General features: G+C 50.7%; 15 protein-coding genes. 9 read left to right on the top strand and 6 right to left on the bottom strand.

Annotated features, from left to right (window positions below; translation table 11 throughout):
• Positions 1-133: 133 nt before the first annotated feature.
• The 3 genes from galE (at position 134) to hemQ (ending at position 4448) form a co-directional block, all read left to right on the top strand.
• On the top strand, positions 134-1153 hold the full coding sequence (galE, locus tag AAC022_RS03195; protein ID WP_339727897.1) for a UDP-glucose 4-epimerase GalE: 1020 nt from the start codon (positions 134-136) through the stop codon (positions 1151-1153).
• A 186-nt stretch (positions 1154-1339) separates the two neighbouring features.
• On the top strand, positions 1340-3448 hold the full coding sequence (locus tag AAC022_RS03190; protein ID WP_339727895.1) for an acetylxylan esterase: 2109 nt from the start codon (positions 1340-1342) through the stop codon (positions 3446-3448).
• A gap of 157 nt (positions 3449-3605) precedes the next feature.
• A complete protein-coding gene (gene hemQ / locus AAC022_RS03185; protein WP_339727893.1) occupies positions 3606-4448 on the top strand; it encodes a hydrogen peroxide-dependent heme synthase in 843 nt (280 codons plus the stop codon).
• Between the two features lie 52 nt (positions 4449-4500).
• Here the strand turns inward: hemQ and AAC022_RS03180 are convergent, their stop codons facing one another.
• Entirely contained in the window at positions 4501-5490 is a 990-nt protein-coding gene (locus tag AAC022_RS03180) for a DUF1571 domain-containing protein (RefSeq protein WP_339727891.1), read from the bottom strand.
• A gap of 681 nt (positions 5491-6171) precedes the next feature.
• Here AAC022_RS03180 and AAC022_RS03175 point away from each other — a divergent pair.
• Positions 6172-7155, top strand: a complete 984-nt coding sequence (locus AAC022_RS03175) for a sugar phosphate isomerase/epimerase family protein (protein ID WP_339727889.1) — start codon at positions 6172-6174, stop codon at positions 7153-7155.
• 4 nt (positions 7156-7159) lie between these two features.
• Here the strand turns inward: AAC022_RS03175 and AAC022_RS03170 are convergent, their stop codons facing one another.
• The 3 genes from AAC022_RS03170 to AAC022_RS03160 all read right to left on the bottom strand — a co-directional run bounded on the left by AAC022_RS03170 (position 7160) and on the right by AAC022_RS03160 (position 9625).
• Positions 7160-8110: a YdjY domain-containing protein gene (locus AAC022_RS03170; RefSeq protein ID WP_339727887.1), complete on the bottom strand. Its 951-nt coding sequence runs from the start codon at positions 8108-8110 to the stop codon at positions 7160-7162.
• Between the two features lie 98 nt (positions 8111-8208).
• Entirely contained in the window at positions 8209-9081 is an 873-nt protein-coding gene (locus AAC022_RS03165; RefSeq protein ID WP_339727885.1) for an alpha/beta fold hydrolase, read from the bottom strand.
• Positions 9082-9085: 4 nt separating this feature from the next.
• On the bottom strand, positions 9086-9625 hold the full coding sequence (locus tag AAC022_RS03160) for a macro domain-containing protein (RefSeq protein WP_339727883.1): 540 nt from the start codon (positions 9623-9625) through the stop codon (positions 9086-9088).
• A gap of 140 nt (positions 9626-9765) precedes the next feature.
• Here AAC022_RS03160 and AAC022_RS03155 point away from each other — a divergent pair, with 140 nt between their 5' ends.
• The 5 genes from AAC022_RS03155 to AAC022_RS03135 all read left to right on the top strand — a co-directional run bounded on the left by AAC022_RS03155 (position 9766) and on the right by AAC022_RS03135 (position 16390).
• Positions 9766-10881 (top strand): glycosyltransferase, encoded by a 1116-nt coding sequence (locus tag AAC022_RS03155; RefSeq protein WP_339727882.1) that lies wholly within the window; start codon positions 9766-9768, stop codon positions 10879-10881.
• Positions 10882-10935: 54 nt separating this feature from the next.
• On the top strand, positions 10936-12948 hold the full coding sequence (gene asnB, locus AAC022_RS03150; protein ID WP_339727881.1) for an asparagine synthase (glutamine-hydrolyzing): 2013 nt from the start codon (positions 10936-10938) through the stop codon (positions 12946-12948).
• Between the two features lie 129 nt (positions 12949-13077).
• Entirely contained in the window at positions 13078-14448 is a 1371-nt protein-coding gene (locus tag AAC022_RS03145) for a PQQ-binding-like beta-propeller repeat protein (RefSeq protein WP_339727880.1), read from the top strand.
• A 148-nt stretch (positions 14449-14596) separates the two neighbouring features.
• Positions 14597-15229, top strand: a complete 633-nt coding sequence (gene pgsA, locus AAC022_RS03140) for a CDP-diacylglycerol--glycerol-3-phosphate 3-phosphatidyltransferase (protein ID WP_339727879.1) — start codon at positions 14597-14599, stop codon at positions 15227-15229.
• A 156-nt stretch (positions 15230-15385) separates the two neighbouring features.
• Entirely contained in the window at positions 15386-16390 is a 1005-nt protein-coding gene (locus AAC022_RS03135; RefSeq protein ID WP_339727878.1) for a site-2 protease family protein, read from the top strand.
• 120 nt (positions 16391-16510) lie between these two features.
• Here AAC022_RS03135 and AAC022_RS03130 read toward each other — a convergent pair whose 3' ends face one another.
• A complete protein-coding gene (locus AAC022_RS03130; RefSeq protein ID WP_339727877.1) occupies positions 16511-17593 on the bottom strand; it encodes a DNA alkylation repair protein in 1083 nt (360 codons plus the stop codon).
• A 109-nt stretch (positions 17594-17702) separates the two neighbouring features.
• Entirely contained in the window at positions 17703-19172 is a 1470-nt protein-coding gene (locus AAC022_RS03125; RefSeq protein ID WP_339727876.1) for a DUF1501 domain-containing protein, read from the bottom strand.
• Between the last annotated feature and the right edge of the window lie 38 nt (positions 19173-19210).

Genomic DNA, 19210 nt, shown 5'->3' with positions numbered 1-19210 from the left:
AAAGAACAGCTAAGGTATCAAAAAAAACGTATCATTCAGGCAAGAAACGCCTGCAGTCATGGTACTCTGTTTGCATTTCAGAGTAAAACATCAATCAAAGTCTATTTATCTATATTTTTCGGGGAATACTTTCATGACCATTCTGGTGACGGGCGGGGCAGGTTATATCGGCTCCCATTGTGTGCGACAGTTGATCGACGCCGGGCACAAGGTCTGTGTGATCGACAATCTTTCCCGTGGCCATCGCACTGCCGTCCCGCCACAAGCGTCCTTTTTTCAACTTGATCTGCTCGATACCGAAGAGTTGACCGACATTATGAAGTCACAGCGGATCGAAAAAGTGATCCACTTCGCGGCTCTGGCGTATGTTGGGGAATCAGTGGCCGAACCACTGCCGTATTACACCAATAATGCCGCCGGCACGATTTCGCTCTTACGGGCGATGCGGCAGTCGCGCGTCAGTCAGATCGTCTTTAGTTCGTCCTGCGCCACGTATGGAATTCCCGATCAGATTCCGGTCACTGAAGACAGTCCGCAGAGCCCCATCAATCCCTATGGCTGGTCAAAGCTGTTCATTGAACAGATCCTCAAAGACTGTGCACACAGCTATCCCAACTTCGGTTTCATCGGCCTGCGTTACTTTAACGTTGCCGGTTGCAGAGAAGATGGCACGCTGGGTGAAGATCATCGGCCCGAAACGCATCTGATTCCCAATTGTCTGAATACCGCACTCGGAAAACAGACGCAGGTGACCGTTCTGGGTAATGATTATCCCACCGCCGACGGCACCTGCATTCGTGACTATATCCACGTCGATGATGTCTGCGCCGCGCATCTGCTGGCATTGGATGCACTCACACCCGAGTCAAAACGGTTTTTTAACATCGGTCTCGGACACGGTTATTCGGTACTTGATGTGATCAATACAGCAGAGCAGGTGACCGGCGTCGAAATCCCGATCGAGTATCAAGCCCGTCGCCCCGGTGATCCACCAGTACTGTCGGCTTCGAACGAAAAAATCAGTAACGAACTGGGCTGGACTCCCCGTTACACGTCCCTGGAAGCGATCATTCAAACCGCCTGGGACTGGTTCCGTGCTCACCCACAGGGATATCAATCCACGGCTGCTCCCACTTCAACAGATCCTTCCTAAGCAAAGCGTTTCCTGCTCTCTATCGGATCCATCGCATTTGGGAAATCTTTGGCGAATCAGCAGATTCACAACGAAATGGCTGACAGGCCATCGCGCGACTGGTACAATAATTAGCATTGTTAATGAAACACTCTCCTCAGTATCCCACCGCCAAATCCAACAGGGCCGAATACAACAGGAATTACGATGACTCAGAAACGACGCCACCGAAATTTTCTCGCACTCACATTCATCGGCCTCTTGATCCAAACGGGCGGCTCTCATGCAGCGAATCCAGTTCAGGAACGCCGCAAGCTCATCGGCACCACAGCCGCAGATCAGCGTCTGACCGACTATTTCCGCGACCACGCTTCGCGACTGGCCAACCGCAGTCTGAAGAACATCAAAGATCTCAAAACCTGGGAAACGAAACGCGTTCAATATCGTAAGCAACTCTTTGAAATGCTCGGCCTGTCACCGCTGCCTCCCAAAACCGATTTAAAACCGGTCATCACGAACAGCATCACCAGCGATGGGTTTATCGTCGAAAACATCACATTTCAGTCGCGTCCCGGCCTGTATGTCACGGGGAACCTGTATCGCCCGATCAAGCAGGAAGGAAGAATCCCCGCGATTCTGTATGTCTGCGGTCACGGCGGCGTCAAGAAAAACGGTGTCATCTATGGCAACAAGGTGCATTACCAGCATCATGGCGAATGGTTCGCACGCAACGGTTATATCTGTCTGACGATTGACACACTACAACTCGGTGAAATCGAAGGAATACATCACGGAACCTACCGCGAAGGAATGTGGTGGTGGCTTTCCCGCGGTTACACTCCAGCCGGCGTGGAAGCCTGGAACTGCATTCGCGCGTTGGACTATCTGCAGTCGCGTCCCGAAGTGGATGGCGAAAAACTGGGCGTCACCGGCCGCTCTGGTGGCGGCGCTTACAGCTGGTGGATTGCTGCCCTCGATGAACGCATCAAAGCCGCCGTTCCGGTTGCCGGCATTACGAATCTCAAGAACCACGTGATCGATGGAGCCGTGGAAGGGCACTGCGACTGTATGTTTATGGTCAATACCTACCAATGGGATTATGCCCAGGTCGCCGCGCTCGTGGCACCGCGGCCCTTACTGATTTCCAATACCGATAAAGACAGCATCTTCCCGCTGGATGGCGTGGTCGACGTTTATAATTCGACAATGAAGATATATGAACTGTATGGCGTTCCTGAAAATCTGGGTCTGCAGATCACCGAAGGGCCTCACAAAGATACGCAGGAACTGCGGATTCATTCCTTCCGCTGGTTCAATCATTTCCTCAAAGGCGATGATTCCCTGATCGAGATGGCGGCAACAAAATTCCATACGCCAGAAGAACTCAAAGTCTTCAAAACGCTTCCCGAAGATCAGAAAAACGCCAAAATCCAGGAAACCTTCGTCAAACAGGGGAAAGCCAAAGTCCCTGAAGATTCCGCCCAATGGCACCAGATGAGGGAACAATGGAAAGGCCAGTTGTTGAAGAAATCGTTTCGTGCCTGGCCTAAGAAAAAGGATTCGTCTACACAAACGAAAGTGGAAACCTCAATAAAGGACGGCCTCACGCTGAAAACGATTTCGTTTGACAGCCAGAAACATGTTCCCTTGAAATTGTTTGTTGTGATACCTGAAAACACAAAAATGCCCCGACAGGTTGAATTGGCCGTCTTGAATCAAACAGAATGGGATACCTACCTCAAGGAACTGACGCCCGTTTTTTCGGGGAGGGACTCCGCGACACCACTTTCTCCCCGAGGCGAAAAACTATTCCAGAAACTGCGTAAAAATGTGTTAGACAATCAGTCAGCGGTTGCTTATTTCACACCCCGCGGTATCGGCCTGGATGTATGGAATTCCGAAGAACGCAAGCAGATACAAATTCGTCGGCGTTTTTATCTGCTCGGTCAATCTCTGGAGGGAATGCAAATCTGGGATGTCCGCCGTGCCATTCAGGAATTGCAGGCACAACCGGAATTCGCAAAGGCAGATCTACGACTGGTGGGAACGGGGCAGGCGGCTGCACTTTGTCTGTATGCTTCGCTGTTCGAAAAAGGGATCAGCGAACTGGACCTGACCGGCATGCCCGCTTCACATCAGCATGGTCCCGCATTGCTGAACGTGCTGCGTTTTATGGATCTGCCTCAGGCACTGGCGATGGCCGCCAGTCGCAGCAGGGTAAAACTGAATGATGTGAAACTGGAAGACTGGAAGTACTCTGCCGAAGTCGGCCAGAAAATGGGCTGGGGCGAAAAACAGCTGCAGATCTCGAAATAATCGGGAGAATTCGAGAACCAGACTGAATCCGCTCACGCGCCAGCGTTTGCTCATTCCCGTGGTTCAGCTATAATTAGATTCGGCCCTCGTACAATCTGGTGCAGGGGGTCGTCCACGATGAACGATATTCCTTTATTATTGAACAAGGTGACCCGACGTGAACCGTCCTCCACATACTGCTGCGCCACAACCTGATCCTACAATGAATATGACCGAAGGCTGGCACTGCCTGCATCTGTATTACCGCGTGGATCAGGGAATACTGAATCAGATCGACCAGAGCACCCGTGACGCCGGCCGCGAAGAACTGGCAGCAATCCTTGATCCCAATCATGAAAACGCACCAATTCGCATCCAGACGTCCATCGTCTCCGGTCATAAAGCCGATTTGCAGGTGCTGGTCATGGACACGGACCCTATCAAAATTGACAGCATCCAACAGGCCATCCGTACTTCCGGCCTGGGCCCGGCGCTCATTCCCACTTATTCGTTTGTTTCGATAACGGAAATTTCCGAATATGTTCCGACTCTGGAACGGTATGCGGCCAAACTGAAACAGGAAGGCACCGATCCGGAGAGCCCTGCGTTTCAGGCAAAGCTCAAAGCCTATGAAAGTCGCTTACCAGCGATGAACCAGCAGCGAGTCTACCCGGAATTCCCTGACTTTCCCGTCTGTACATTCTACCCGATGAATAAATCACGCGTTCCCGGCGCCAACTGGTACATGGAACAGTTCAGCAATCGCTACAGCATGATGGCCGAGCATGGCATGAGTGGCATGAAGTTCGCCGGTCGCGTCGTCCAGGTCATCACCGCGTCAACGGGCTTTGATGACTGGGAATGGGGTGTCACTTTATGGGGCAGGGCACCAGAGCCGATCAAGGAAATCGTTTACACCATGCGATTTGATAAAGCGTCGGCCAAGTATGCGGAATTCGGGCCGTTTTATCTGAGCTATATCATGTCCCCACAAGAAGCAATCGCCCACCTCAAACTTTGATCGTTCGAGATGGGCGATAATCACTCAGGCAATATATGTAAACCGCGATCGCTTAGCGGCGAAAGCGGTAATCGGTGTTCTTGTCACTGAACTCTGTCGTTGCCAGTTCGGACTTCATATTGATATCTGTGAATGAATAGGATTCAATCATCGTTTTCTCGTCCAGTTCTTCAGCCGAGGTGCTGGCCAGACCATCTTCTGGCCAGCCGAATCCGCGAACAAAAATCGGCAAACAGGTTTTATAATCGATGTAAATCACTGACTTACGATATGAGGGGGACTCTTTGGCGTTCGCAAAATGGGCAATGAAACAGTAGCAGTCTTTACCATCAAATTTCTGATTAGGCAGCATGACACATTCGGTATTGAGCTTTTCATCGAGATCCTTTTTACGAAAATCGATAATCGTTTCGGCCAGAGCCTTAATACCGGCTTTGGTAATGGGATAACGGCATTCCTGCATTGCCAGTGAACCTTGTGGGTCAAGTTTCAGTGTTGGCATCAGGCGGCCTTTGAGACCTCCCATTTTTACCAGCATCTTTTCTTCATTTTGACCTTCGACATACAACAATTCCTGGCCTTTATCGCCCACAACCCACTTCATATAAACGCTGAATGGTTTGTGACGGCACTTCAGGTTGATCACCTGATTCTCTGTCAAAGCGCCTCCCACAAATTCCTGCTTCGAAAATGTTGTGGTGTAATCAGGAACGGTTTCCAGATAACGGCAACCTTTTTCCAGCAACAGCATGTTCATCAGCAATGCCATCCGCCCCGTTAATGTTCCGTTTTGTTGTGGCGCCTGTGTCTTTGCTGTATCTGCTTTTTCACCCGATAGGGGAGCAGATAATTGAGTGGGCTTGTAAGCAATCACCGGGATACTGACAGGCTTAGGCGCAACAATAGCCATATCATTGGGATCCGCGTCTGCAGGCGAGGGATCATAACTAAAGTACAGGATTCCGATCGCTGCAGAAAAGATGGCCGATGCCAACATATTCGAAAAATGGTGTTCTGTCCTGAGTTTTAGCATGCGCATCATGCGGTACCGTTCCTTTTCGATAAGAAAACGCAAGGCACCGTCTTGTCTGAAGTGAATCCAAATAAGGGGATCCATTCATCCGTGAAAAGACGTAAACCGGGCTTGCCCGTAGTAGTGATATGATGTGGCCAGCACACGAAAATCCTTTTGTGCGTCTGACAGATGTTTGTTTCCATATAATTCTTTTGCTCACTGCTATCTGAAACGGAACGAACGAGTTTCGCACGTTCCCGCTATTTTCAAACACGGAGAACAACTGGCTCACTGAGTTTTATTGATCAATCCAATACGTTTCTCTGATCCAACCTCACTGTTGAATAGGTATTGTGAAAAAACCAGGGTCGCTATAACTAAAAATTCGTCATTTCCATAAGCCAAAATGAGAGAAACTGGTGCCAGCTTTTAATCAGATCACTTCTCACTTCGATCGGGGTTCAGATTAGATTAAACCCGCATTCTCACCCTATTTTGCCAGATCGCGATTTTCCGATTCTTCACCTTAACGCCTGATCTGAATTCATTTGAAATTAAGCGATCTCATTGTGTGGTTTTCTTTTTCTAAGCTATTTTTCTATAATCACTTAAGGTAACCGCCTGCATAAACGGGCGTGAAAACATCAGTCATCGTTGATTTCAAAACGAGTGATTTCACTATCTCTTCCAACAGAAAAGGGCAGCAACATGTCTTTCGATCGGCGTTCATTCCTCAAACACTCTAGTGCCGCCCTGTTCACCGGCACTTTGACTCAATTCGCCTCCGCTGCATCTTCTTCAGAGGGAACTAACCCACAGAAAGGAAATCGCCCACAGAGAAAAATGAAACTTGATCTCTCTTGCGGACGGATTGGCGTCCGGGCCGATCAAAAGCAAGCGATTGACTACGCACACAAATATGGCTTCGAAGCGGTGGTTCCCGATGCCGGTTATCTTGGTAAACTTTCAGACAGTCAGTTGGCCGATCTCAAAGCCGACATGAAATCGAAGAATCTCGTGTTCAGTGCAGCCGGCATGCCCGTTGACTTCCGGAACGACGAATCGAAATTCCAAAAGGGGCTCAAAGCACTTCCCGCTTCGTCTGCAGCATTACAACGTGCCGGAGTCACACGCACCGGAACCTGGTTGATGCCCACCCATGCCGAACTCACCTACAACGCAAACTTTAAACGACACGCGCGTCGCTTAAAAGAAGTCACACGCATCCTGGCCGATCACGACTTACGGTTTGGAATGGAATACGTCGGCCCGAAAACACTCTGGTCGAGCAAAAAACATCCCTTCATTCACTCCATGCCTGAAACGAAAGAACTGATCGCCGCAATCGATGTTAAAGGCGTTGGGCTGATTCTGGATAGCTGGCACTGGTATACCGCCCATGAAACAAAAGACGATTTACTTACGCTCTCGAACGCCGATATCGTGGCCGTCGATTTGAATGACGCACCCGCCGGTCTGGCAATCGACGAACAGATCGATCAGAAACGGGAGCTGCCTATGGCAACAGGCGTGATCGACGTCGCGACATTTTTAAACACGCTCAACAGCATCGGCTACGATGGCCCCGTGCGTGCGGAACCGTTCAACGCAGCACTCAGAAAGCTGCCTGCAGATCAAGCCGTTGCCGCGACATCCACCGCCATGAAAAAAGCCGTCGCGTTGATCAACTAAGCGGTTATTTTTTCGCGAGCGATATTTCAATCGTCACTGGCGTTCCGCGGGGAGGAATCTTGTCCTGATTGGCTTCAAACAGCAGATTTCCTTCCCCTGACGCCGAACTGGCAATGCTAACGTCAATAATTGCCGTCGGGAAGTTGGCGACACAAATCAGGTCGCCACTTTCCGCATGGTAAAACTTCTCGCCCGTCATTTCATCAATCGAAAAACCACTGCCAGCGAAGATCCAGTCCGCTTTCATCAGTCGGGGCTGGGTTTCGTCATAGAATTTCTTGATCGCGGCCTGGAATGGTTTGTCCTTCGATTTCGCCAGAAAATCATCTCGCTCTTTTTTCGACATCTGTCCGAACCAGATCAATTCCTTGTATTTCTCGTCGTACCGCAATTCGCTCTTTTTATCGATCACCACTCCTCCAGGCAACTGATCCAACTTGGCGGTGAAATACCGGCTCGTCGCTGTTCGCACCCAACCCTGGGCTGGCTCACGGTGCAGCTTCCCGGCTTTGTCTTTCCATTGCAGGTAGAGATTCAGTTTTTGCCCCTGGGGTGGCTGAAACTTTGGTGAAAACCGAACAGGCGATCCGACTTTTGCACCAATCGCCAGGAGGCCGGCGTGAATGGCTTTCGCCGAGGAATCAATCGAAAGAATCGACTCGTGCTCTTTCGTCTGCTTTTTGCAGCACAGCATTTCCAGCACGCCTTCCTGCAGACAGACTTTTGTTTTTAACAACAGTCGCTTGCCTTCCAGATCCAGCAGCACCGTCTTCTGTTTGTTCAAAGCCACCAGACCGTCGTCGCCTTTTTTCGTTTCCGGCTTGGAATCAGAACTCGTTTTGTTCGCCTTTTCTGATTTCGGTTTTGCCGGGTCCGCAGCGGAAAGCAATTGCCCTGCCAGCAATACAACAGCCAAAGAAAAAATTGACAAGTGAGAGAAAGTCTGTCGTTTCATGAATACGTCCCATATCATTAAGGGTCTGGAAAGCCCATCTGTTACATACTGTTATTCTAGGTACTTCGAAATAAATGTCTGCCCCGATCCAGCAAGATTTACGAGATCGGGTGGGAAGAATTCAAATCAGCCAACCAGTCAACGTAATCTGCAACGATCTGATCTCGATTCGGTTCAAATTCGAGCGTATGACGGGCCTCCGGATATTGAACAAGCTGTTTCTGATCCGCGGCAATGCGTTGGAAATAAACCTCGGTCGCGGCATTATCAATAATCTGATCTCGCCCCGCCAGTTGACACAACGTCGGACAGGATATCTGTCCCGCCGCACTGTCTGCCAGCCGATCCAGTTCCCGGTTGGCCTGCAGAAACGAAACGGTTACGTCGCGTAGCGCCAGTGAGTCTGTTCTGATAAAGTCCTGATACGCGGCTTCACCGGTAAATAACGCGGGATCATTCAACGGAATCTCAACCCGCTTTCGTTCAACCCCCAATTGCTTCGCCAGTTTTAATTGAAACTTCTGTAATCCCGTCGGCTTAACCACGGCTTTAATGCCCGGATACAGCAATGCCAGCCCGTCAATCAGATCAGGACGCAGCGCCGCCACAACCACGGCCAGTTTCCCTCCCCAGCTCATGGCCTGCAAAATGATCGGCCGCTGTTGTTTTGACTGCTGCTGATAACGTATTTGCGTCAGCAGCTGCACAACATCCTGCACCAGACGTTGCCAATGCGATACATGTCCCCGCTCATTCTGATTCAGGCCTGATCCGCGGCGATCAAAAAAGCAGACGCGAAATCCCGCATCGCATAATTGACTGCAGGAATAGTCATACCAGCCGGAATGGCTTTGAATCCCATGCAGCACCACCAGCGTTCCCCGCGGCTGCGTTTCTTCTGGCGTCCAGACACGCCCCTGCAGACGATAGTTATCGGAAGCCACAAATTCCTCAATCGCGGGATCACCCATAGTTTCAAACCAGCATCGTTTCTAAAACACGGGCATAACAACCGAAGGTGCCCTGGTCGAACAGCACAAAACGGACCAGAGATAATTGATCGAATGACTCCAGTTTGACCGCAACCGTGCGTAATGCCACTTCCGCCGCCAGATCAACCGGATAACGATAAACGCCTGTGCTGATCGAAGGGAAGGCCAGGCTCCGACACTGATGTTTTTCAGCCAATGCCAGACACGTCTCATAAGCTGACTGTAACTGTTCCCGTTCTTTTTTGCCGCCACCGTGCCAGATTGGCCCGACTGCATGAAAGAGATACTGGGCCGACAGATTCCCGGCAGAGGTCACGACGGCGCTCCCCGTGGGACAACCATCCGGATAACGCCGCTGCAGTTCTTCCTGGATGGCAGGCCCGCCGGCATCATGAATCGCACCATCCACGCCACCGCCGACCGCCAGCATCGAATTGGCCGCATTGACGATCGCATCCACCTGTTGACTGGTAATATCTCCCAGAACCAGCTCAATCTGCCCGGATCCAAACTGTACGATCATCGGTTTTCGATCTATGATATAAAGTAAGCAGCCGCTCAGGACCAGAGATTGGTCTATTTCACTCAGTATAAAATACGATAGACTTTGTTCAAAGAGCGAACTCAAAACATTTCCCAGCAACGATTGCGAATGATTCTACCGTGATAAAAGTCAGCCTTCTCATTCCGACACTGGACCAGTCCGGCGCAGAAAAACAACTTGCATTACTCGCTACATCCTTACCCCGCGATGAATTTGAAGTGCAGGTGATCGCTCTCACACGTGGCGGCCCCTACGAAAAACTGCTTAAAGAACACGATATTCCGGTCACGATCCTCAATAAACGGTTCAAATTTGATCCACTTGCGTACCGTGCCCTGAAAAAAACATTACAGAAACAACAGCCCGATATTCTCCATACCTGGCTGTTCGCTGCTAATTCTTATGGCAGAATGGCCGTCAAACGACTGGCTGCTTCACAAAAAATCCCCAAAGTCATTGTATCGGAACGCTGTGTTGATTCCTGGAAAAGTAAATGGCAGCACAATGTCGACCGCCGCTTACTGCCTCAGACATCATTACTTGTCGGCAATTCGCAGGGAGTTGTCGATTTTTACCGCGAGAAAGGCGTTCCCGACTCGATTCTTCGTGTCGTATGTAACGGCATTCCCACTCCCGATACCACGGTCTGTGAAACCACGCGTAATCAGTTATTCCAGGAACAAAATATTCCTGAAAATGCACGGCTCATCGCGTTTGTAGGTCGCCTCGCCAGACAAAAACGGATCGAAGACCTGCTCTGGGCAATACAGCTGGTCCGACAGATGGATGAAAATATCATTCTGCTCCTCGTCGGCGACGGCCCCGAGCGGGAAAAACTCGAACAGTTGGCGCACCAATATACAATCACACCCAATGTCCGCTTTCTTGGTCATCGTCCCGATGTTAATAAACTCTTCCCCCTGTTCGAACTGTTCCTGCTCGCCAGTGATTTTGAGGGTCAGTCGAATAGTATCATGGAAGCGATGTCATACGGAATTCCGGTCGTCGCCAGTGATATTCAACCCAACCGTGAACTGGTGATCCATGGTGAAACCGGTTTTTTAACGTCCGTCAGCGATTGCACTGGCTATGCACAATATGCAGAACGCATCCTCGCGGATCCGGAACTGGCAAAACAATTGGGAACCACGGCCCAAAAACGAATGCAAGAAGAATTCAGTGTCGATAAAATGGTAAAAGGGTACGCCGCCCTTTATCATGAAGTGCTCAAATAACTTAAAGCTGCTTTCTGCGGCCCAGAATCTTCAATCAGAAATTGAACCTGTTTTATGTGTGGAATTACCGGAATCGCGTGGACCGCGCGAGAAAAAAATATATCGCCGCTTGTACTGCGACGCATGACCGATGTGCTGTCGCATCGAGGCCCCGATGATTCCGGCGGCTACCATTCCGACATTCCCGGCAAGTCCTTTCAGTTGAATGACCAAAACACGACTGCCGATTTTCAGCCTGCATCCGACAGCGGCGCAGCGCTCGGACACCGCCGGCTCTCCATCATCGACCTGGGGACCGGTCACCAGCCATTATCCAATGAAGACGGCTCGATCTGGATTGCCTTCAACGGCGAAATTTACAATTACCAGGAACTACGGAAAGAGCTCATCCAACAGGGACATCAATTCAAAACCGAGTCCGATACCGAAGTCATCGTGCATCTGTATGAAGAGCAGGGGGCCGCTTGCGTAGAACGCCTGCGAGGCATGTTCGCCTTTGCCATCTGGGATGAACCCCGACAGCGTCTGTTTCTGGCCCGCGACCGCATCGGACAGAAACCCCTGTTTTACCGCGAAACAACCGACTCGCTCAGCTTTGCCAGCGAACTCAAATCATTACTGCAACTGCCAGACGCCAGCAGAATCGTCGATCCTCATGCAATCGACCTGTTCCTCGCTTATCAATACGTGCCGCATCCCTGGTGCATTCTGAAAGGGTATCAGAAACTCCCGCCAGCACACCGCGCCATCTATGAACAGAGCAAACTCACCGTCGAACGCTACTGGAAGCCTCCGTATCAAAATCCCACTTCCAATCCGCAGTTTCCGTTCAAAACACCACAGCAATGGTCAGACGCACTCCGCGAGACACTCACTGAATCTGTTAAGATTCGTATGCGCAGCGATGTCCCCTTAGGCGCCTTTCTCTCCGGCGGCATCGATTCCACCATCATCGCCGGCTTAATGCAGAGTATGTCCGATCGCCCCGTGCATACTTTTTCAATCGGTTTCCCTGTGAAACAATTCGATGAACGCACCTATGCGCGGGAAGCAGCCAAAATGCTGGGAACCGATCATCACGAATATGTCGTGGAACCAGAGGCACTGGAAATGCTCCCGCGACTCGCCTGGCATTACGACGAACCCTTCGCCGACAGCAGCGCCATTCCCACGATGTACCTCTCCCAGGTCACGCGGCAGGAAGTCACCGTCTCACTCTCAGGCGACGGCGGGGATGAACTGTTCGCCGGTTATGACCGCTATCGCGCGGTGGCACTTTCTCAATGGTTTGATCGCCTGCCGGCTGTATTAAGAAAAATGATGACCGCATCCATTTGGCAAAAGCTGCCAGCGTCGGTCGAACAAAAATCATTCCGCCGCCGCGTGAAACGTTTTCTCGCCGGCCTCTCCGTGCCCCCTGAACGACGCTATCTGAAATGGGTCGGCATTTTTGATACAGAACGTCGGCACGAAATGTATTCCCCCGAATTCCGGGAGCAGTTAAACGCGTTCGACTCGGATCAGTTTCTGCTCGACGCCTATCAGCTCTGTCCCGATCGAGATTTTGTCACCCGCACCACAGCCACGGATGTCCTGACCTACCTCCCTTGTGATATTCTGACGAAAGTCGATATCGCCAGCATGGCGCACAGTCTCGAATGCCGCAGCCCGTTTCTCGACCATCATGTCGCAGAACTCGCCGCGGCCATGCCGATGAATCTCAAAATGAACAAAGGCAGAGGCAAGCAGATTCTGACGAAGACGTTTTCCGACCTGCTGCCCGAATCAATTCAGACCCGCAAAAAAATGGGCTTCGGCGTGCCCCTTAATCACTGGTTCCGCAATGAACTCAAACCGCTGTTGTTTGACGTACTCATGAGCCAGCGCGCCCGAGATCGACAGATTTTTGATCCTGCAGCCGTCGAACAACTCATCAGCGAACATCTGAATCTGCAATGGGATCACAGTGCCCGCCTCTGGTCTCTGCTTGTTCTGGAAATGTGGTTCCAGACCTTCCTCGATCCGGTTTCCATTCCCGATCATTTCCCCGAAACCGTGCTCACATAAACGGACGACGACCATTCTCGGCTTCTGATGCTTGAGCTTTCCCCCTCAATCGGCGAAAATATCAACTGACGTTGATTAGTTGATCCGCCAGGATCACAACCCACCTGATAATCCCGCCAATACGAGTTGATGATGCGTTACATTTTCAGTTTGCTGACTCTGATATTGTTGATTGTTCCTGCTGTGATCCAAGCTGAGAAACCGAGCCAGGATGCAAAGCAGTTGAATATCAAATATGAAGAGTGGCCTCAATGGCGCGGCCCGCGCGGCGATGGAACCTGGAATGGTCCCCCAATCAAAACAACCTGGCCTGAAACGGGCTTGAAAAAAATCTGGGAACAGGAAATTGGCGGCGGTTACGGCGGGATTACCGTTGCACAAAGAAAACTCTACGTGATGGATCGGCCGGCTGCCTCGAAAGAAGAACAGAAAAAAGCCGCAGGAATTCACAGCCATCGCGTGAAACGTAAGAACATCGAACGCATTCTCTGCCTGGATGCCCGCACTGGAAAAAAAATCTGGTCGCATGAATATCCCTGCGATTACAACAAGCTCGATTACGGCAATGGACCGCGGGCCGCCCCGACTGTGCGGGATGATCTTGTCTACACTCTGGGAACGATGGGCGATGCATTCTGCCTGTCAGCCAAAACAGGCAACGTTATCTGGCACAAGCAGCTTGTCAAAGAGTTCGGCGGCAAAGTCCCCCAGTGGGGTTATGCGGCTGCGCCCTATCTGATAAGCGATCTCGTCATTCTGATGCCCGGCGGTGAAGAGCAGGGGACGGCGATCGTCGCCCTCGACAGAAAAACAGGAAAGGAACGCTGGCGTTCGATCAAGGATACCGCCGGTTATGCAACACCGCTCCTGATCCACCATCAAGACCACGATCAACTCATCGTCTGGTCGCCCCATCATATCCACAGCGTTATCCCCCAGACAGGGAAACACCTCTGGTCGATTCCTTATAAAGTCACCTATGGCGTGGCGATTGCCAGTCCGATTGAAAAACAGGGGCTGATCTTAGTCGCCGGCTACTGGGAAGGCTCCAAAGCAATTCAGCTCGGCACGAAACCGGAACAGGCCCAACTCAAATGGGAAGACCGCCGCACGCTACGCGGGCTGATGTCACAACCACTCTACCGCGATGGATACGCCTACTTGCTGGACAAACAATTCGGTCTGACTTGCTTCGAATACGCCACCGGGAAGAAAATCTGGGACGACGACAACAAAATGACGCCCGGAAACAGCAGAAATCCGCAGGCAACGCTCATCTGGCTTAACCAATCCGCACGAACTTTGATCCTCAATTCGGAGGGAGATCTGATTCTGGCCGAATTAACGCCTGACGGCTACAAAGAATTAACTCGCACCAATCTGATCGGGGAAACCTGGGCCCATCCCGCTTACGCGGAAACCCGCATTTATGCACGCAGCAATACAAAATTAGTCGCATATGAGCTGCCAGTCGACGAAGTGATTGGCGAATCCCCATAAAAGCAAACAGGCTGACCTGTAAAGTTCTTTGTAAAGTCGATAAAATGCGTTCTAGCGCTACCCGCAAACTCAACGGGTATCTTGCATTTAAATTCTTAACTGCGATTATCTTATCTTCTTTATTTTCACCTGAAACGTTTTACACAATATGAATTCACCATCGGAAAACCAATCCGAGAATCCCAGTTCAGGGACCGAGTTATTAGGACCAGAAATCTGGAATCTGCCCAATCTAATCACCCTCAGCCGCTTGGTGCTGGCGCTGATTCTGTTTGTGATGATCTATCTTGAAGGCTGGTGGAAAACCTCGGCCACGCTGTTTATCGTCGCCGCCGCGACAGACTTTCTGGATGGCTATTTCGCACGAAAATACAATCAGGTCACGACGCTGGGCCGAATTCTCGACCCGTTTGTTGATAAAATCATCATCTGTGGTGCATTTATTTTTCTATTGGAACGGGGCCCCGAGACAGGCATCAATGCCTGGTTTGTGCTGATCATCATTGGACGCGAAATGTTTATCACCAGTCTGCGTGGATTCCTGGAACAGCACGGCCGTGATTTCTCCGCCAGTTGGAGCGGAAAAATCAAAATGGGCGTGCAATGCGTTGCCGTCGTTTTGAGCCTGCTCTCGTTAAGCCCCGATTCGCCGTTTAATACATCCGGTTTTATGTTGCTACGAGATATCTCCATCTGGTCCGCTGCCCTCATTACATTATATAGCGGCATTGATTACGTATTCAGAGCGGCCCGAATGCTCCGACAGGCACCACTCCGTTAAATATGCGAATGCACGGAATCACATTTCTGGTTTCTTAGGACACATCAGGATTGAATAATCCCGGAAATTCGACAAATATTCCACGCACTTTCCCAACATCGCTGTATAAAATACGAATACCCGATCATTCGACTTTCATTTTTTAGATCTGGACTTATGTCTGACGAACATGCACCTCAACCGCCCTCTGATAATATCATTGTTGTGCAACCGAGCGACTATCAGTCTGAGGTCAACGATTATCATCATCCTAAGTCCACGCATCCCGTTCCCGTACGCGTCCCACGTAGTCGAGTTCCGCTGGTTCTGTTCATTCTGACCTGTTTGAGCACATTGATCGTTGGCGGCTATAATCATCAACCATTCGTTCCCACTCCCGATGGATTTTTTGCACTATACGCGTTCATTGAACACGTTGGCTGGTCCACATTTCTCACGAATGGATTTTCGTACGCCGGCCCTGTGATGCTGATTCTGCTCTCGCATGAAATGGGACACTATTTACAATCAAAGCGTTATCGCATCCCCGCCACGCGTCCGCTGTTTATCCCCATGCCCATCAGTCCGTTTGGCACCATGGGCGCCGTGATTCTGCAGCGGGGAGGCATCGCGAACCGGAAACAGATGTTCGATATCGCCGTCTCCGGCCCCCTCGCGGGGCTCGTCTTCGCGATTCCTTTCGCCTATTGGGGCGTTCTCAATTCCGAGGTCATCACGGTCCCCAGCAGGGCAGGAACATATAGCTTTGGAGAACCTTTAATCCTGCAATGGATGGTCTCACTCGTGCACGGTCCACTGGCGGATAATCAGGACATATTGCTGAACCCCATGCTGTTCGCCGGCTGGGTCGGCATCTTCATCACCGCTTTAAATCTGCTCCCGATTGGCCAGCTCGACGGAGGCCATATTCTTTACACCATGATCGGCAAAAAAGCGAATCTCATCGCACGTCTGTTCCTGACAGCCGGAGTGATCTATATGATCTACAACGATGAATACGGGTATTCGCTGCTCATTCTGTTGCTCGTCTTCTTCGGCATCACACACCCGCCTACCGCCGACGATACCGTTCCACTGGGCCCCATGCGAATTGTGATCGGCAGCCTGACGCTGGCATTTTTCGTGATCGGTTTTACCATCACGCCGATCATTATGCACTAATGTAGCCAAAGGATCGTTCCACCGCCTCGCAGCCAGGGCGAACGATTCCCGCTTCTTTTCCTGGTTTATCATCTCTGGGTTTATCATCTCTGGGTTTATCATCTCTGGAAGAAGTTGAAATCAAGCCTGAAGCTCAAATTGACCGTCGACCATCTCCTGACCATTCACAATGATCGCAATCCGGTGCAAACCAGGATAATACTTGCGCGTGCTAATCGGCTTAAAGGAATAGCTTCGTGAATAGGACCGGGAACTCTGGGAAACTTGACCTTCTGAGATCTTGAAGACTTTTCGAGAAGAAACCCCGTTCTGGCGGACAAACTCAATCGCATATTCCACGCGCAGCGGGCCCAGCTCTCCAGCCTGGGAAACCAGCTCAAATTGAAATTGGACATCTCTACCCCACGCCACACGCTTTGGTGAAATTTTAAATCCCTGCAGACGAATCTCTTCCGGTGCCTGATAGCCAAACAATGCCAGCACCTCAGGACTCCCCTGTTTCAACAGTGTGCGACAGGCATGTTTGACAATCCATTGTGTCTCGGCTTTTCCTTTGATCCATTGTTTTGCAATGTCAAGTACCAGATCTGGATGATCTTTGGAGATGTCATTCAAATGGTTCGCCACGCTGCGCCGGACATACTCACTTGGATCCGCTTTCAGCTTTTCAAGAATGGGCAGGGTGGGACCAGGATCTTTTTTGAATTCCGGCAGCGCCATCGCCCAGGGTAAACGGGGGCGACTCCCCTCGGAAGCCAGTCTACGCACATGATGATTCTTTGAAGTCGCCCAGCGATTCATCTGCCGCATCATTCGTTTCTGATCTTGCTGAATGAAAGGGCGTACGGCAAATTCGCTACTGGAGAATTCTGTAAAATGTTCCAACGCCGGCAAAGACAGATCCCATTTTTCCAGTCCATAGACTTCGACAAAGTCTGGGAAGAACATCGCTTCAAAACCACCAAACTGAGGGGCCGCCTGCTTCAAGATGTTGAGTGCCGCTTCATAGTCTGATGGTAAATATTCATGCATGGCGTTCGAAATATGCCGCATCCGTTGCTTCAGTTCCCTGTGCTCCCATTCTGCATCAAAGACAAATGACAGCATTTTCTGTTTGGGAAACGCGGGTTCGTGTTTTCGAATCTCTTCAGCGAGTCGACGAAGATAGTCTCGATCAAAATGATCCTTTAGCAGCTTTGCCATAATCGCGCGTTGTTTCAGTCTGGTATTAATCTGTTGAATTGTAATGGAAACAAAACAGGCCCCCTCTCAACGAAAGGGGGCCTGATCATAACAATTCACGTCTCTCAGATTAACCCATCAGTTTGGTTACCGCTTGCGCTTTGACCAGCTCTCGGGGTTGATTCAGGTGATTATACACAATTGTTTCCGGGTTAATGCCAAACGAATGGTAAATCGTCGCCAGCAATTCACGCGGATGAACCGGATCTTTACGCGGGCTGGAGCCGGTTTTATCCGATTCCCCATGTACATAACCCCGTTTGACACCCGCACCTGCCATCAGGGAAGTGTAGCAGTAAGGCCAGTGATCACGTCCGTCATCACTATTGGAGTTCCCCGAGGTACTCACACCGCGTTGGGGACTTCTTCCAAACTCACCTACGGCGACAACCAACGTCTCATCCAGCGTGCCTCGGTCATACAGATCTGAAATCAGACTGGCCAGTCCCTGATCGAACATGGGAGCAGACTGATCCCTCAATCGTTTGGTGAGACCTGAATGCACATCCCAGGAATGATTGTTTGAGTTCGCGACTTTAGGCCAAACGACTTCAACAACACGTGTACCCGCTTCTGCCAGACGACGCGCGAGCAACAGACTTTGCCCAAACGTATTACGGCCATATTTGTCTCGAACCGCATCGGATTCCTGATCCAGGGAAAACGCATCACGGGCACGCCCGGAAATCACCAGATCGAGTGCTCGAGAATAATATTTATCGAGTTTGTAATCCTCGACGGCTTTATTCAGCTGAGGCATGCCTTTGTTAATCGTGTCTCGCAGGCTGGCACGGCGCTGTAATCGCGATGTATAAACATCGGGACGCAGCTTGAGATCGTCCACACTGATCCGATCCATTTTATTCATATCCATATCATCTCCAGGTGGATACAGATAGTAAGGATCGAAGGCACGTCCCAGGAATCCTGCTGTTCCCGCTTTCCCGACCACATTACTTTCCTGAAGCGGGCGGGGCAGCATCACAAATGGCAGCATGGAAACATTCGGAGGCTGCAGCCGAATAATATTCGAACCAAAGTTCGGAAAATCTTTTGGACTGGGTGGTTCCAACTGACCAGAAGGACTCACTTTGTCTGTCGTATATCCGGTGAGCATCTGATAGATCGCAGCGGTATGATTGAAGAGCCCTTTGGGGGTGTAGCTCATCGATCGAATCATCGTATATTTGTCGTTGTGCTGCGCGAGATTCGGCAGCAGTTCCGTGAACTGCACTCCCGGTATTTTCGTAGAGATCGGCTTGAACACACTCTTCACGTTATCAGGAACATTCTCCTTCGGATCCCATAAATCGAGATGACTGGGCCCCCCTTGCAGAAAGATCAAGATCACGCTCTTGGCTTTCGCCCAGCCGGGGCCGCCTCCCTCATTATTGTTGGCGGCTGCTTCCTGAAGCTGCAGCATGGAGCCGAGCCCCATTCCCATCATGCTGGAACCACCGACCCTCAATAGATCGCGTCTAGACATTTGACTGCGAGACTCACACACTTCCTTGCCGGGTTGACCTGGAATGATTAGCATTTCAGCATCTCCTCACTTCTTCTGTTAGAGATCGGTTT

This window comes from uncultured Gimesia sp., assembly GCF_963976445.1.
In the GTDB taxonomy this organism is placed as follows: Bacteria; Planctomycetota; Planctomycetia; order Planctomycetales; family Planctomycetaceae; genus Gimesia.
Note: the sequence above shows the minus strand (reverse complement) of the source record. Positions and strands in the feature narration are given on the sequence as shown.

Bases quoted from the DNA above. Each gene is read 5' to 3' on its own strand.
- galE (WP_339727897.1), top strand. From the start codon at position 134: ATGACCATTCTGGTGACGGGCGGGGCAGGTTATATCGGCTCCCATTGT.
- AAC022_RS03190 (WP_339727895.1), top strand. From the start codon at position 1,340: ATGACTCAGAAACGACGCCACCGAAATTTTCTCGCACTCACATTCATC.
- AAC022_RS03180 (WP_339727891.1), bottom strand. From the start codon at position 5,490: ATGATGCGCATGCTAAAACTCAGGACAGAACACCATTTTTCGAATATG.
- AAC022_RS03175 (WP_339727889.1), top strand. From the start codon at position 6,172: ATGTCTTTCGATCGGCGTTCATTCCTCAAACACTCTAGTGCCGCCCTG.
- AAC022_RS03170 (WP_339727887.1), bottom strand. From the start codon at position 8,110: ATGAAACGACAGACTTTCTCTCACTTGTCAATTTTTTCTTTGGCTGTT.
- AAC022_RS03165 (WP_339727885.1), bottom strand. From the start codon at position 9,081: ATGGGTGATCCCGCGATTGAGGAATTTGTGGCTTCCGATAACTATCGT.
- AAC022_RS03160 (WP_339727883.1), bottom strand. From the start codon at position 9,625: ATGATCGTACAGTTTGGATCCGGGCAGATTGAGCTGGTTCTGGGAGAT.
- asnB (WP_339727881.1), top strand. From the start codon at position 10,936: ATGTGTGGAATTACCGGAATCGCGTGGACCGCGCGAGAAAAAAATATA.
- AAC022_RS03145 (WP_339727880.1), top strand. From the start codon at position 13,078: ATGATGCGTTACATTTTCAGTTTGCTGACTCTGATATTGTTGATTGTT.
- pgsA (WP_339727879.1), top strand. From the start codon at position 14,597: ATGAATTCACCATCGGAAAACCAATCCGAGAATCCCAGTTCAGGGACC.
- AAC022_RS03135 (WP_339727878.1), top strand. From the start codon at position 15,386: ATGTCTGACGAACATGCACCTCAACCGCCCTCTGATAATATCATTGTT.
- AAC022_RS03130 (WP_339727877.1), bottom strand. From the start codon at position 17,593: ATGGCAAAGCTGCTAAAGGATCATTTTGATCGAGACTATCTTCGTCGA.
- AAC022_RS03125 (WP_339727876.1), bottom strand. From the start codon at position 19,172: ATGCTAATCATTCCAGGTCAACCCGGCAAGGAAGTGTGTGAGTCTCGC.